Source organism: Streptomyces sp. NPDC111516 (genome assembly GCF_055635345.1).
Window position 1 is genome coordinate 284,759 of the sequence record NZ_JBVKBV010000006.1, and the last position, 14,475, is coordinate 299,233.

Below are 14,475 nucleotides of genomic sequence, written 5' to 3' on the forward strand. Positions count from 1 at the left end.
TCCGGTCCTCCTCCACTCAGGGCATGACAGCGGAGGGACTTGAGCCCCTCGCAAGGGGCTGCAACAGTGGAATGTCTCCTTTCATTTCCGCTTTACCAAATCATTACGGTGCGGGAGCCGCACACCGTGGCCGGGCCCCGCGCCGCCTTCCACCCCCGCGGAATCGTTACGCTCGCTGTCATGCGCCCCATCGGCACCGCGACCCGCGGGACCACCAACCCGAACCGGCTCCGCCGCATGGACCGCTGGATCGCCGCCACCCACGGCCCGGCCCTGCGCCGCGCCGACGCCCCCACCGCCGTCGACCTCGGGTACGGCGCCGCGCCCTGGACCGCCGTCGAGCTGCTCCAGCGCCTGCGCACCGCCGAGCCGCGCACGACGGTGACCGGCATCGAGATCGCCCCGGAGCGGGTCGCTGCGGCGAAACCGTACGAACGCGAGGGCCTCACCTTCCTGCACGGCGGCTTCGAGATCCCGCTCCCCACGCGCCCCGACCTCATCAGGGCGGCGAACGTGCTGCGCCAGTACGACGAGGACGAGGTCGCCGCGGTATGGCAACGGCTGTGCGGCCGCCTCGCGCCGGGCGGGATTCTGGTGGAGGGGACGTGCGACGAGATCGGGCGCCGGCACGTCTGGGTGGCGCTCGGCCCGGAGGGTCCGCGCACGGTGACGTTCGCGACCCGGCTCGGCTCCCTGGCGCGCCCCTCCGACCTCGCGGAACGCCTGCCCAAGGCGCTGATCCACCGCAACGTGCCGGGCGAACCGGTCCACGCCTTCCTGCGGGACTTCGACCGGGCGTGGGCCGCGGCCGCCCCGTACGCCTCGCTGGGTGCCCGGCAGCGCTGGGTCACGGCGGTGCGGTCGCTGTCGGCCGACTGGCCGCTGGCGGACGGAGTGCGGCGCTGGCGCCAGGGCGAAGTCACGGTGAAATGGGCCGCCATCCAGCCCGACCGACAGCCCGACACGCGCTGAACAGGCCCGGCGAACACGCGTACGGGGAGGCGGGCGGGAACGCGGACGGGGCGTCGTTCGTCCAGCATACGAAGGGGAGTGACAGCGATTCACGGGGCCCGGGGAGCGATCCCCGGGGCGTCGACCGACCCGTGTGACCGTCAGGACAGCGGCTGTGTGCCTCTGTTGCTTTTCGGTACGGCATGGCACGATCTCGTCATCGACCAAAGTTACTGACGGTAAATCAGATTCAATGGATCTACCGGTTTCATAGGTTTCATCGGGTTCATTCGGAGGGGGATCTCGTGAACCGACGTCACTGTGCCGCAGCCGCGATCACTCTGGTCTGCGCGCTGACCGTACTCACCGCGCCGGTCCAGGCTTTCGCCGCACCCGCGCCCCCACCCCCCTCCCCCTCCGCGTCGCAGCCCGCTTCCGGGTCCGAGGCGGCGAAGCCGAAGAAGACCCTCGAAGAGGTACGCAAGGAGATCGACGCCCTCTACCGCAAGGCCGGGGCGGCCACCGACGCGTACAACCTCGCCGAGGAGAAGGCCGAGAAGCAGTCCGGCGAGATCGTCAAGCTGGCCCGGGCCATAGTCGAGGGCCAGGCGAAGATCGCCGAACTCAAGAGCCAGGCGGGCGCCCAGGCCCGCGAGCAGTACCGCACCGGCGGACTGCCGCCCGGCGCCCAGCTGATGCTCAGCGACGACCCGCAGCTGTTCCTGGACGGGGTGAACCGGGTCAGGGAGGGCCAGCAGGCCGCCCAGGGCGTCCTCGGCGAACTGACCAGGACCCAGCAGGACTTGGAGACGTACACCCAGGACGCGAGCACCAACTGGGAGAAGCTCGAAGCCGGCCGCCTCAAGCAGGCCGAGGCCAAGAAGAAGATCAACGCGCAGATCGCCGCAGCGAAGAAGCTGGAATCCCAGCTGAAGAAGGAGGAGCGTGCTCGCCTGCTGAAGCTGGAGCAGGAGGCGGAGTACAAGCAGCAGACCGCCTGGCTCAGCTCCGGCGCCCTGAAGGACATCAACCGCGAGGCGAGCTCGAGCGGCAAGAAGGCGGTGGCCTTCGCGACCGCGCAGATCGGCAAGCCGTACGTCTGGGGGGCCGAGGGCCCCGGTTCGTACGACTGCTCGGGGCTGACGTCACAGGCCTGGGCGGCGGCGGGTCGGCCGATCCCGCGCACCTCGCAGGAGCAGTGGCGGCTGCTGCCGCACATCGCCATCAAGGACATGCGCCCCGGCGACCTGATCATCTACCACGGCGACGCCAGCCACGTGGGCATGTACATCGGCGACGGAGCGATCATCCACGCCCCCCGCCCCGGCCGCAACGTCACCCTGGCGGGCGCGGGCTCGATGCAGATCCTCGGAGTCGTACGCCCGGACAAGTAGCGACACCGGTCGGCTGCGGGGGCGCCTGCCGCGTCGAGCCCGGCCGGCGGGCCAGGACGCGGCAGGCGCCCCGGCCGCCCCTCCCCCGGCGCCCTGTCGAAGACTCCTGACTCCCGTGGGAATGACCCGCGCTCCCACGGGAGTGACCCGCGCCACCGACCCCCCACCGCCCCGCGTGACCTTCGTCATGCCCGGATGCCCGCCCCACGCCCGCGCATCTCGCCGGATCCGTGACCTGACGCGGCTTATGGCGGTGCATACGACAGCGGCCGATCGCGGAACGCCATTCCGTTCCCCCACCGCGGACCGCTATCGTCCCCGTCTGGCGGGTCGTCGATCGTCGTTCCGCCGCGCCCTCGGGGGGAGGGAAGGAAACCGAAACCGATGCCCGCACCCGCACCGCAGCGACAACAGCACACCGATCCCACTGCGGAGCCCCCTCACGGCGCCCACCTCACCCTCCTGGTGATCGAGGACGACCCGGCGGGCACCTTCACCGTCCCGGAGCTCCCGGCCGTGGCCGGCACGCGGGTCCGCATCCGCACCGCCCGCAACCTGACCGAGGCGGGCCGGCTCCTCACCGACGACGTGGACTGCATCCTGCTGGACCTGGCCCTGCCAACCGGCAACGAGGCCCGCTCGACCGTGCCCGAGGGCACCGACGGGCTCGCCACCCTCGAGCACGTCCTGCGGATCGCCCCGCGACACGCCGTCCTCGCCCTCACGACGGAGGACGACGCCGAGCTGGGCGCCGGGGCGGTACGGGTCGGCGCCCAGGACTACCTCTTCCGCGGCGAACTCGACGGACTGCTCCTCGGCCGCGCCATCCGTTACGCGGTCGAACGCAAGCGCGCCGACACCGCCCAGCACCAGCTCACCGAGTCCCGGCTGCGCGCCCAGGAGAACGCCCGTCTCGAACGCGGCCTGCTCCCCACCCCGCTGCTCGAAGGCTCCGATCTGCGCTTCGCGGCCCGCTACCGCCCCGGCCGCAGCCGCGCCCTGCTCGGCGGGGACTTCTACGACACGGTCCGTACGCCCGACGGCACCGTCCACGCGATGATCGGCGACGTCTGCGGGCACGGCCCGGACGAGGCGGCGCTCGGCGTGGAACTGCGCATAGCGTGGCGGGCGTTGACCCTGGCCGGGCTCTGCGGGGACGAACTGCTCTCCACGCTCCAACAGGTACTGGAGCACGAGCGGGAGAGCGAGGAGATCTTCGCGACGCTCTGCACCGTCGACATCGCGCCCGAGGGCAGGCGTGCCGGCTTCTGCCTGGCGGGCCACCCCGCCCCGCTGATCGCCCGGCGCGGACAGGCCGCGCGCCTTCTCCCGTACGAGGACGGCGGCCCGGCCCTCGGCCTGCTGCCGCGCGCCCGGTGGCCGCGCCGGCAGGTGGACCTCGGCGGCACCTGGAGCCTGATGATGTACACGGACGGACTGATCGAGGGGCGCGTGGGACCGGACGGTACACAGCGGCTCGGCCAGGACGGCATGGTCGCGATGATCAACCGCCAACTGGCGGAGGGGTTCACCGGCGAGGCCCTCCTGGAGGCGGCGGTCACCGAGGCGCGGGAGCTGAACGGCGGCGAGCTGACCGACGACGTCGCGGTCCTGCTGCTCGATCGCGACCAGGAACACAGCCGACGGTGGGGCGCGAACGGCGAACGGGGCCGGAGCATCCCGCGCCCCCGCCCCGAACCGACATCACCCACGCCCTGCGCAAGCATCGCAGGCGCCACGACCGCCGCGAGCGGTCAACGCCCGCCGTTGTAGGGCCCGTACGGCCCGTCGCTGCTGGAACCGCCGCGCCGGCCGCCGCCCGAGACCGCCCGCAGCGCGGGCCTTACGTCCACCAGGAAGACGATGGACGCGACAGCTCCGGCAAGCTGCAGGAACAGCATCGGCACGAAGAGATTCACGGCGACGGTGATGCCGAGGATGATCAGCCAGAAGGACTTCTTCTGCTTGTCCGCGGCCCGGTAGGCGTCCTCACGGGCCGTGGCGGCCATGATCAGTGCGACCACGGCCAGGACGAGCATGACCATGTAGAGCAGCCAGACGAGTGTGCTGAATCCTGTGAGCAACATGGTGGCACCGCCTAATAAGTGGATGAGCCCCTCGCGGCCAAGGTACCGGGACAACGAGCCGGCCACCTCGAATGGTGCCCATCCCGTGCCCCGGTACACAATCCGGCCGGGGCGTCGAGGCCCTACTTCGCGGTCGGCGGAGTGGTCTTCTTCGCGCCGGGCTTGCGCGGGGGCGCCTTCTTGGCGGGTGCGGCCTGAGCCTTGCTCTCCGGCCGGACGGCCTTCGGGGCGGGCGCGGCCTTGGCCGGCCCCGGCTTGGCGGCCGGACCGGGCTTGGCGGCCGGCTCCGTCCTCGCGGTGCCCGTCGGCCTGGACTCCTTGCGCGGCTCGACGACGACGGCGATCTCGACGATCTCGTCGGCCGTCTCACCGCGCCAGTTCTTCACGGTCTGCTCACCGCGCTCGGCGACCTTCTCGTACGTCTCCCGGGCCCGCACCGCGTACTCCGCGGCCACGCCCAGACCCCGAAGCGCCAGGTCCTGGGCGCTCTCGCCCAGCTTCCGCAGGTCACTGTCGAACGACCCGATCACCTCGGTGACCTTGGCCTGCACGGTGGCCTGCGCCTCCTTGGCCTGCGAGGCGACCTTCTCCTGCACGGCCTTGGGGTCGGTGTTGCGTACCGCCTCGATACGCTCCGGCGCCTCCACGCGCAGCTGCTCGATCAGCGCCGGGACCTTGCGCGCCTGCTCGACGGCGATGTCGGCCGTACCGGCGGCGAAGTAGAGGGGGGTCGGGTCGGTGAGGGTCTTGCGCAGGTCATCGGTGATGGCCATGACTGTGGTCCTCCCGGATCATCAGACTCAGTGTGAGGGTTTTGAAGGCTTTGAAGCCGGGCCGGCATCGCTGCCGCCGGCCTTGTGGGGGCCGTCGGCACCGGCACCCGCTCCGGACTCGCCGCCGGTCTCCGATCCGGCTCCGACGCCGGATTCCGGTCCGGGCTCGAACCCGTTCTCCTTGCGGAAGGAGTCGTAGATCTGCAGCAGAACACTCTTCTGCCGCTCGTTTATGGACGGGTCGGCCAGAATCACCGCCCGCGTCTCCAACTCCTCCCGCTCCCGCTCATCCAGAATCCCGGCCCGCACGTAGAGGGTCTCGGCGGAGATCCGCAGCGCCTTGGCGACCTGCTGCAACACCTCGGCGCTCGGCTTGCGCAGCCCGCGCTCGATCTGGCTGAGGTAGGGATTGGACACCCCCGCGGCATCGGCGAGCTGCCGCAGCGACAGCTGCGCGTTGCGCCGCTGCTCGCGCAGGTACTCACCGAGATTGCCGACGTTGAGTGATGCCATACCCCGATGGTGCACCCACCTTGCTAACTTTTGCAAGCGCCTGCTTGCAAAAGTGCGCCACACCACCCGCACGGCCCTGTGCCAGGATCACCGACCCCTGTCCATTCCCTGTCTATCTGCGGATTCCCGCCGAGTCTGCAGTGTGAAGTGGACGGGTCCCGGACGGCCTGCGCAGCGAGCTGCCCTACCGGCCCGCGAAGAGGATCGAACCGGATTTTGGCGGGTAGCGGGCCGAGGGCTGCGTTCGGTACAGGCGTCCGTGCGTTCGTCTGACGGTGGTTTCGCCGGAAGGGACCGCGGCGGTGCCGTACTGTCCCGTGAAGCCGTGGCGAGCTGTTGATGCCGGCGCTCTCGCACTTGGCAGTCAGGATGGCTGGACTTGGTCGAAGAGAGCGAGGGCTTCGGCGGGGTCTGGGCTCACGAGGCGTTCCAGGCCGGCCGCCGTGATCTTCGCCCACCTGCCGGCCCGTGTCCACATCTGTTCCTCGAAGGTGCGGACGACCTCGTCCAGATCTCCAGGGGCGGTGGCAATGGACTCGGCGAGTTCGGCGCCTTCCAGCATCGCGAGGTTCGCGCCCGCCCCCAATGGGGGCATCAGATGGGCGGCGTCGCCCAGTAGCGTCACCCCGGGGACGTGGGTCCAGGTGTGGGACACGGGCAGGACGTGGAGGGGGCGGTGGACGAAAGCGGTCCCGTGGCGGAGGAGGTCGAGGACGGGAGCGGCCCAGCCGTCGAACAGAGCGAGCAGGCTCGATCGCACGGCTTCGACGTCGGCCAGGTCCAGGTTCGTGTGCCAGTCCAGCGTCGCGCGGAACTGGGCGTACACCTTGACGTGGCCGCCGCTGTTGCGCTGGGCGACGAGAGCTCGGTTCACGCCGTACACGGCCACGGAACCGTCGCCGATCAGCCGGGAGAGGTCGGGGTGGCGGGTGTCGACGTCGTCGAGGGAGGTTTCGACGTAGGTGACGCCGGTGTAGTGCGGTGTCACCGACGAGACTGCCGGGCGTGTCCGGGACCAGGCGCCGTCCGCGCCGACCACGAGGTCGAACGTCTCCTGTCGCCCGTCCGCGAAATGGACCAGTACGCCATCCCGGGCCCCCGGCACCACCTGCGTCACGCCCCGACCCCACTGGACGCCGAGAGGGCCGAGCAGCAGGTCACGGAGTTGCCCGCGGTCGATCTCGGGATTGGCCCGGTCATCCGGACGGGGTCGCCAGTCGCGCAGGACGGTCCCGTCCGTGTCCAGGATGCGCATGGCCTGCCCCTCGGGGCGGGAAAGCGCCTGGAACTCCGCCAGCAGCCCCGCCTTGTTCAGCGCGAGCTGACCCAGCCCTTCGTGAAGGTCCAGCGTGCCGCCCGGGGGGCAGGCGTCGGGGGCGGGATCGCGTTCGAGGACGGTGACGGGGTGGTCATGGCGATGCAGGACGCGGGCGAAGGTAAGGCCGGCAGGACCGCTCCCGACCACTGCGATGCGATGTCTCATGCCGATACACTGTATTGCTCGTATACGGTGCATCGCAACGGTACGGTGAGAGCATGACTGTCTGGGACCGGCCGGAGCCGCCGACTCGCCCCGTGCCGCTCGACCGGGAGCGGATTGTCGCCACCGCCATCGCGCTGGCCGACGAGGGCGGGCTGGAGGCGGTGTCGGTGCGCAAGGTCGCGGCTCGCCTGGACGCCGGTCCGATGCGGCTGTACAGATACATCTCCACCAAGGAGGAGCTGTTCGACCTCATGGTGGACGAGGTCCAGGCCGAGATCCTCCCCGAGGAGCAGCCCGGTGACTGGCGGGAGGCGCTGCGCGTCCTCGCCCAGCGCACCAGGCAGGCCGCTCTCCGTCACGTATGGCTGGCCGACCTGCTCGGCGGTCGCCCGACCCTGGGTCCGAACGGCCTCGCCGTGACCGAGGCCACGCTGTCCGCCTTCGACGGCCTCGCCGATGTCGACACCGTCATGCGCGCCGTGGAGACTGTCAGCGCCTACTTCATTGGCGCGATCAGGCGCGAGATCGCGAACCTGCGGGCCGAGCGCGCCACGGGCCTGTCCAAGCACGACTGGCAGCGCGCCCACGGCCCGCATGTGACGAGGCTGCTGGCCACGGGCCGCTTCCCGGCGCTGTCCAAGGCCGTGTACGACGGCACGGACGTGGACGCCGAGACATCCTTCGCGACCGGGCTGGACTGGGTCCTCGACGCCGTGGCCGCCAAACTCACCCGGCCGCCGGCGTGACGCTCAGCTCTTGCCGAATGTGAGCGACGTCGGGGTCAGTGTCCTCGGGCCGTGCGAGCTTGCGCCGCCACCCCTTCATAACGTTGGTGCTGCCATCGGGGCGCCGGAAGCGTCCACTTGTTGGGTCGGGCCGTGGAAGGGCCGCAAGCCGACGCCCGAGTCGGCACGGGTGAAGGCGTAGCAGCCCAGGAAGTTGATGTGCTCGTAAGCGATCGGCGAGAGCCTGCGCACATGTCGTCGGTGGCGGTGGGGCCTACCGCCCGAGGACGAGAAGCAGGCGATCAAGGTCTCGTTCTAGCTTCTCGACGAGTTCGCTGCCGAGCGTGAGGCAGCACAAGGCGCAGGAGCATCAGATTGATGGGCTAGCAGGTGGGTTTCGGCTGAATGCCTCAGATCGAGCGAGACCGGAAGCATCTCTGCGTCTCGCTCAATCTGAGGCGCCACAGGTCAGAGCTTCGTCATGCCTCACTTTGAGCGAGACGGGACACGACCCCTCACAGGTGCTCGACATCGCCTGAGGCCGAGGGCGGCGGACGCACGGGAGCCCGCACCGGACCGTGCCGGTGCGGGCTCCCGGGAACGTGATGAGGGCGGGTCAGGAGCCCGCCTTCTCGGCCACGTCCCGCTCGTCGCCTGTCGCCGTCGTGCCGACTGGCCGGCCGAAGAGGCCGAGCAGGTCCCGGGCCGACGCACCGGCCGCCTTCACTGCGGAGCCACTGAATGCGAACAGTGGGTCCATCGGTGGTGCTCCCCTCCTACCGGTCCCCCTGTCGTGCCGTCCCGGTCAGCTACGTGATCATGGAAGGCACCGGGCAGGGGCGGCCAAGACGAAAACAGCGAGGAGCACCGGGAAGCCCTGGTGGCCACCAACGCCGAATGGGGGTGGCCGGTGGAGGGCTGCGCCGTATCCGGTGCCGCTATCCTTCGGCTGGGGTCGGCCCACACTCGCGGCATGTCCATGACCGAGGGGGAGCCGAGGCCCACGGAGTCGACGCGCTGCCGCAGGAGCGGGGTGACCGGAGCGCCGCGCGCACCGGCTTCGGCCCTTCCCCAAGCTCTCAACTTCGTTCGAGCAGGGGAGACCCCATGGCGCCGCCCGCCCCGTACCGCTGGTTCCGCTTCTCCTCGCGCCGCTCCGGCCTGGCGCGAGGTGAACGAGACGCGCGGCCGGGGCCCAGAGGCTTCACGGGCCGAAGCGAAGGAGAACCCAGGCGTACCGCTCGAAGCCGGTCGGATCGAGCCGGGCGACGCCGACGGGGACCGCGAAGGCGGCCCCGCCCGACAGATGGAGACACGATGAGCATGGCCACGGGGACGGACACGCAGTCGTCCGCGCCGCACACTGCCGACAGCCACGATCTGATCCGCGTGCACGGCGCGCGCGAGAACAACCTCAAGGACGTCAGCATCGAGATCCCGAAGCGCCGCCTCACGGTGTTCACCGGCGTCTCCGGATCGGGCAAGAGCTCGCTGGTGTTCAACACGATCGCCGCCGAGTCGCAGCGGCTGATCAACGAGACGTACAGCGCCTTCGTGCAGGGCTTCATGCCGACGCTGGCACGTCCGGAGGTCGACGTACTCGAAGGGCTGACGACCGCGATCGCCGTCGACCAGCAGCGGATGGGCGGCGACCCCCGCTCCACGGTCGGCACCGCCACCGACGCCAACGCGATGCTGCGCATCCTCTTCAGCCGGCTCGGGAAGCCGCACATCGGCCCGCCCAGCGCGTACTCCTTCAACACCGCCTCGGTCCGGGCGAGCGGCGCGATCACCGTCGAGCGCGGTGCCAAGAAGGCGGTGAAGGCGACCTACTCCCGCACCGGCGGCATGTGTACGCGCTGCGAGGGCCGGGGCACGGTCTCCGACATCGACCTCACCCAGCTCTACGACGACTCCAAGTCGCTCGCCGAGGGCGCGTTCACCATCCCCGGCTGGAAGTCCGACAGCTTCTGGACGGTCCGGGTCTACGCCGAGTCGGGCCTCCTCGACCCGGACAAGCCGATCCGCAAGTACACCGAGAAGGAGATGCAGGACTTCCTCCACCGGGAGCCGACCAAGGTGAAGGTCGAGGGCGTGAACCTCACCTACGAGGGGCTGATCCCCAAGATCCAGAAGTCGTTCCTCTCCAAGGACAAGGAGTCGCTGCAGCCGCACATCCGGGCGTTCGTGGAGCGGGCGGTCACCTTCACCACCTGCCCCGAGTGCGACGGGACGCGGCTGAGCGAGGGGGCCCGGTCGTCGAAGATCGAGCGGATCAACATCGCCGACGCCTGCGCGATGGAGATCCGCGACCTGGCCGAATGGATCCGCGGCCTCGAGGAGCCTTCGGTGGCGCCGCTGCTCACCGCGCTGCAGGAGACCCTCGACTCGTTCGTGGAGATCGGCCTCGGCTACCTCGCGCTCGACCGGCCGGCGGGCACGCTGTCGGGCGGCGAGGCGCAGCGCGTCAAGATGATCCGCCACCTCGGTTCCTCGCTCACCGACGTCACGTACGTCTTCGACGAGCCCACCGCGGGGCTGCACCCCCATGACATCCAGCGGATGAACGACCTGCTGCTGCGGTTGCGGGACAAGGGCAACACGGTGCTCGTCGTGGAGCACAAGCCGGAAATGATCGCGATCGCCGACCACGTCGTCGACCTCGGCCCCGGCGCCGGTACGGCGGGCGGCTCCGTCTGCTTCGAGGGCACGGTCGAGGAGCTGCGAGCCGGTGACACCGTCACCGGCCGCCATCTCGACGACCGGGCCGCGGTCAAGGAGACGGTACGCAAGCCGACCGGCGCGCTGGAGATCCGCGGCGCGACGGCGAACAACCTGCAGGGCGTCGACGTGGACATACCGCTCGGAGTGCTCGCCGTCGTCACCGGCGTCGCCGGCTCCGGCAAGAGTTCGCTCGTGCACGGGTCGATCCCCGTCGGCGAGGGCGTGGTGTCGGTCGACCAGAGCCCGATCAAGGGCTCGCGACGGAGCAACCCGGCAACGTACACCGGACTGCTCGACCCGATCCGCAAGGCGTTCGCGAAGGCCAACGGCGTGAAGCCGGCCCTGTTCAGCGCCAACTCCGAGGGTGCCTGCCCCACGTGCAACGGCGTCGGCGTCGTCTATACCGATCTGGCCATGATGGCCGGCGTCGCCACCCCCTGCGAGGAGTGCGAGGGGAAGCGGTACCAGGCGTCGGTGCTCGAGTATCACCTCGGCGGCCGCGACATCAGCGAGGTGCTCGCGATGTCGGTGGCCGAGGCCGAGGAGTTCTTCGGCGACGGCGAGGCGCGCACACCGGCCGCGCACCGCATCCTCGAACGGCTCGCCGACGTCGGGCTCGGCTACCTCAGCCTCGGCCAGCCGCTCACCACGCTGTCCGGCGGCGAGCGGCAGCGGCTCAAGCTGGCCACCCACATGGCCGACAAGGGCGGCATCTACGTCCTCGACGAGCCGACCACCGGTCTGCACCTCGCCGACGTCGAGCAACTGCTCGGCCTGCTCGACCGGCTCGTCGACTCCGGCAAGTCGGTCATCGTCGTCGAGCACCACCAGGCGGTCATGGCGCACGCCGACTGGATCATCGACCTCGGCCCCGGCGCCGGCCACGACGGCGGCCGGATCGTCTTCGAGGGCACGCCCGCCGATCTCGTCGCCGCCCGCTCCACCCTCACCGGCGAGCACCTCGCGGCCTACGTCGGCGCCTGACCGGGGCGGTTCCGTGGGACGGGTTCTCTCGCACCGGAGCCGGTGTGCCCGGACGTCGCTCCCCTACGACGGGTCCAGCGGGTGAGATCGCCGCACGTGGTGGCACCGCCAAGGTGGTGCCACCACGCCACCACGTCCCCCGAGAGAAATGAATGTGCTGATCGTCGCCGACCGGCGCGTGACGATCCGGCTCCAGGTCGCCACGCTGTACGGAACGGCACCGGACCTGTCGGCCGAGGGCTGACCGCGCTCACCTACGATCGCCCCAGCAGCTCGGCCTCCTCCCGCCGGTCCGGCCCTGCGGCATCGCGAACCACACCGGCCGGAGACGGAAGCGCGGAAAGCCACAGAGAGGCAGGCACGGCATGAAGGTCCTGATCGCCGGAGGCGCGGGCTACATCGGCAGCACGGTCGCATCCGCCTGTGCGGACGCGGGAATCACTCCGGTCGTCCTCGACAACCTGGTCACGGGCAGACGAGAGTTCACGACGGGGCGGGCCTTCTACGAAGGAGACATCGCGGACGGCCCCCTGATCGACCGGGTCTTCGCCGAGCACCCGGACATCGACGCCGTCGTCCACTGCGCTGCCCTGATCGTGGTCCCGGACTCGGTCGCCGACCCGGTCGGCTACTACCGGGCGAACGTGGCCAAGAGCCTGGAGTTCGTCGGCCACCTCCTGCGCAACGGCTGTCCCCGCATGATCTTCAGCTCGTCCGCCTCCATCTACGGCGCGGACGCCGATCTGACGGTCGACGAGGACTCCCCCGTCGACCCGCAGAGCCCGTACGCGCGCACCAAGGCGGTGTGCGAGGCGATGTTCACCGACATCGCCGCCACCCAGCCTCTGCGCGTGCTGTCCCTGCGCTACTTCAACCCGATCGGCGCAGACCCGAAGATGCGTACGGGACTTCAGCTGCGGCGTCCGAGCCACGCCCTGGGCAAGATGATCCAGGCGCAGGAGGAGGGCACCGCGTTCCAGGTCACCGGAACCGGCTACCCGACGCGCGACGGTTCGGGCATCCGCGACTACGTCCACGTCTGGGACCTCGCCGCCGCACATGTGGCCGCGCTCGGCGCCTTCGACTCCGTCCTGCCGGTCGCGGGGTCCGGGCCGGCGGCCACCTCCGCCGTCATCAACCTGGGCACCGGCACGGGCACCACCGTGCGCGAACTCCTCGACGCCTTCAACAGCGTGGTCGAAGCACCTGTGCCCGCGGTCGACGCCGAAGCCCGGCCGGGCGATGTCGCGGGGGCGTACACCAGGAGCGACCGGGCGAAGCGGCTGCTGGGCTGGCAGCCGCGGTACTCGCTGGCGGAGGGCATCCGCCACTCCCTGGAGTGGGCCGACGTACGAGAGGACATGCTCGGCCGTTCCGGGTAGGCGCGGGGCGGGTGTACGCAAGGGAACGGACCTCGTACGCCCGTACCCCGGGACCACACGGCCTAGGATCCCGCCCATGGATATCGACCCCGGCTACACCTGCTCCTGCTGCGGCGAACACCACGCGGAACTCCCGATGGGGTACTCGACCATGGCACCCGACGTCTGGGACGCGAGCCTGGAGAACGATCCCGACAGCATGCTCTCCTCGGACCAGTGCATCGTCAGACACGAGCACTACTTCATCAAGGGCCTGATCGAGATACCCGTCCTCGGCAGCGAGGAGCCCTTCTCCTGGGGTGTCTGGGTCTCGCTCAGCCGGGAGAACTTCGGGCGGGCCCTCGACGTGTGGGAGACGCCCGGCCGAGAGTCCGAGCGGCCGTACTTCGGTTGGTTGAGCACCGAGTTGGGGCTGTACTCGCCCCGCACGACCAACCTCAAGACGAACGCCCACACCCGCCCGATCGGCCTGCGTCCCCGGATCGAGCTGGAGCCCACCGACCACCCCCTCGCCGTGGAACAGCGCACCGGCATCACGCGCGACCGGGTGCGCGAGATCGCCGAAGCGGTGCTGCACGCCGACGACGTCCCTGCCTGATCGGCCCGGCGCTCAGCGGGCGGTCGTGGCCGCGCACCGCGCCGGCCGCTACTGCGCGCCGAGTCCCGACCGCAGCTGCACGAAAGCGAGTTCGGCCGCCTCGACCGCGCCGTCGTACACCTGGTCCGCGCTCTCCCCCGCTTCGATCCGCCGCCAGTTCTCCAGGGCCAGGATGCGCAGTACGGCGATGATCTGGCCCGCGGCCAGCCTGTCCCGTGTCCCGTCGCCCAGCGCACGGGCGAGCGCCGCCTCCGAGCGGCCCTGGTAGGTGTACATGCGGGCGACCAGGGACGGCGTCCCGTACAGCATCCGCTGATACGCCAGCACCGCCGGCACATCGCAGAGCCCGGTCACCGGGTCGCGTCGCTCCAGGCCGTCCAGGTAATTGCGGCGCAGGGCGTCCAGGGGGGACTCGTCGTCCGCGCGGGCGGCGACCACACGGGCGGACTCGTCCTCGTGGTCGGCGAACCGGTGCAGGGCCAGGTCCTCCTTGGCCGGGAAGTACCGGAACAGCGTCGGCTTGGAGATGTCCGCGGCGGCCGCCACCTCCGCCACCGAGACCTTGTCGAAACCCCGCTCGAGGAACATCGCAATCGCGGCATCGGAAATCGCCTGGTACGTCAGCTGCTTCTTCCGCTCACGCAGGCTCATCGGCGCATGCGGCGCGGGGGCCGCAGGCTCCGCCGTCCCGCGCGGCCCGGGTGTCTCTCCGCTCATGACCAAGAAGCCTACGCCTTGGCCTCAACCGGACTTGATCTCCGAGGGTGGTCGCACGGGCGCCGGGCAGGCCGGACGCCGACAACCGGAACGGTGTGGTCCGGATGCGCGCAGTGCTGGTCAGGGAGCTGGGCGGGCCGCAGT

The 14,475-nt window shown here is 70.4% G+C and carries 13 protein-coding genes; 7 read left to right on the forward strand and 6 right to left on the reverse strand.

Annotated features, from left to right (window positions below; all coding sequences use genetic code 11):
• Nucleotides 1-180 precede the first annotated feature (180 nt).
• The 3 genes from ACZ7L9_RS15220 to ACZ7L9_RS15230 all read left to right on the forward strand — a co-directional run bounded on the left by ACZ7L9_RS15220 (nt 181) and on the right by ACZ7L9_RS15230 (nt 4,118).
• A complete protein-coding gene (locus ACZ7L9_RS15220; RefSeq protein ID WP_471415593.1) occupies nt 181-972 on the forward strand; it encodes a class I SAM-dependent methyltransferase in 792 nt (263 codons plus the stop codon).
• Nucleotides 973-1,256: 284 nt separating this feature from the next.
• The gene (locus ACZ7L9_RS15225; protein ID WP_471415595.1) at nt 1,257-2,345 is read left to right on the forward strand and encodes a C40 family peptidase; all 1,089 of its coding nucleotides are present in this window, start codon (nt 1,257-1,259) and stop codon (nt 2,343-2,345) included.
• A gap of 384 nt (nt 2,346-2,729) precedes the next feature.
• Nucleotides 2,730-4,118 carry a PP2C family protein-serine/threonine phosphatase gene (locus tag ACZ7L9_RS15230; RefSeq protein WP_471415598.1) on the forward strand — a complete coding sequence of 463 codons (1,389 nt, stop codon included), beginning with the start codon at nt 2,730-2,732 and terminating at the stop codon, nt 4,116-4,118.
• Here the strand turns inward: ACZ7L9_RS15230 and ACZ7L9_RS15235 are convergent.
• From ACZ7L9_RS15235 to ACZ7L9_RS15250, 4 genes are all read right to left on the reverse strand, one after another.
• Nucleotides 4,100-4,432 carry a DUF2516 family protein gene (locus tag ACZ7L9_RS15235; RefSeq protein WP_471415599.1) on the reverse strand — a complete coding sequence of 111 codons (333 nt, stop codon included), beginning with the start codon at nt 4,430-4,432 and terminating at the stop codon, nt 4,100-4,102. The two genes, ACZ7L9_RS15230 and ACZ7L9_RS15235, sit on opposite strands and share 19 nt — an antisense overlap.
• 122 nt (nt 4,433-4,554) lie before the next feature.
• Nucleotides 4,555-5,205 carry a hypothetical protein gene (locus tag ACZ7L9_RS15240; RefSeq protein WP_471415601.1) on the reverse strand — a complete coding sequence of 217 codons (651 nt, stop codon included), beginning with the start codon at nt 5,203-5,205 and terminating at the stop codon, nt 4,555-4,557.
• A 27-nt stretch (nt 5,206-5,232) separates the two neighbouring features.
• On the reverse strand, nt 5,233-5,718 hold the full coding sequence (locus tag ACZ7L9_RS15245) for a helix-turn-helix domain-containing protein (protein WP_471415603.1): 486 nt from the start codon (nt 5,716-5,718) through the stop codon (nt 5,233-5,235).
• Between the two features lie 364 nt (nt 5,719-6,082).
• Nucleotides 6,083-7,201: an FAD-dependent oxidoreductase gene (locus ACZ7L9_RS15250; RefSeq protein WP_471415604.1), complete on the reverse strand. Its 1,119-nt coding sequence runs from the start codon at nt 7,199-7,201 to the stop codon at nt 6,083-6,085.
• Nucleotides 7,202-7,254: 53 nt separating this feature from the next.
• Between ACZ7L9_RS15250 and ACZ7L9_RS15255 the strand changes: the two genes are divergently transcribed.
• The gene (locus ACZ7L9_RS15255) at nt 7,255-7,947 is read left to right on the forward strand and encodes a TetR/AcrR family transcriptional regulator (RefSeq protein WP_471415606.1); all 693 of its coding nucleotides are present in this window, start codon (nt 7,255-7,257) and stop codon (nt 7,945-7,947) included.
• Nucleotides 7,948-8,542: 595 nt separating this feature from the next.
• Here ACZ7L9_RS15255 and ACZ7L9_RS15260 read toward each other — a convergent pair.
• Entirely contained in the window at nt 8,543-8,686 is a 144-nt protein-coding gene (locus ACZ7L9_RS15260) for a hypothetical protein (protein ID WP_471415608.1), read from the reverse strand.
• A gap of 557 nt (nt 8,687-9,243) precedes the next feature.
• Between ACZ7L9_RS15260 and ACZ7L9_RS15265 the strand changes: the two genes are divergently transcribed.
• The 3 genes from ACZ7L9_RS15265 (at nt 9,244) to ACZ7L9_RS15275 (ending at nt 13,614) form a co-directional block, all read left to right on the forward strand.
• Nucleotides 9,244-11,634, forward strand: coding sequence for an ATP-binding cassette domain-containing protein (locus ACZ7L9_RS15265; RefSeq protein WP_471415609.1), 2,391 nt, complete (start codon nt 9,244-9,246; stop codon nt 11,632-11,634).
• Between the two features lie 365 nt (nt 11,635-11,999).
• Nucleotides 12,000-13,016, forward strand: a complete 1,017-nt coding sequence (gene galE / locus ACZ7L9_RS15270; RefSeq protein ID WP_471415611.1) for a UDP-glucose 4-epimerase GalE — start codon at nt 12,000-12,002, stop codon at nt 13,014-13,016.
• A 76-nt stretch (nt 13,017-13,092) separates the two neighbouring features.
• Nucleotides 13,093-13,614, forward strand: coding sequence for a DUF2199 domain-containing protein (locus ACZ7L9_RS15275; RefSeq protein ID WP_471415613.1), 522 nt, complete (start codon nt 13,093-13,095; stop codon nt 13,612-13,614).
• Between the two features lie 48 nt (nt 13,615-13,662).
• On the opposite strand, the gene ACZ7L9_RS15280 is transcribed toward ACZ7L9_RS15275, so the two are convergent.
• Nucleotides 13,663-14,331, reverse strand: coding sequence for a TetR family transcriptional regulator (locus tag ACZ7L9_RS15280; protein ID WP_471415614.1), 669 nt, complete (start codon nt 14,329-14,331; stop codon nt 13,663-13,665).
• Between the last annotated feature and the right edge of the window lie 144 nt (nt 14,332-14,475).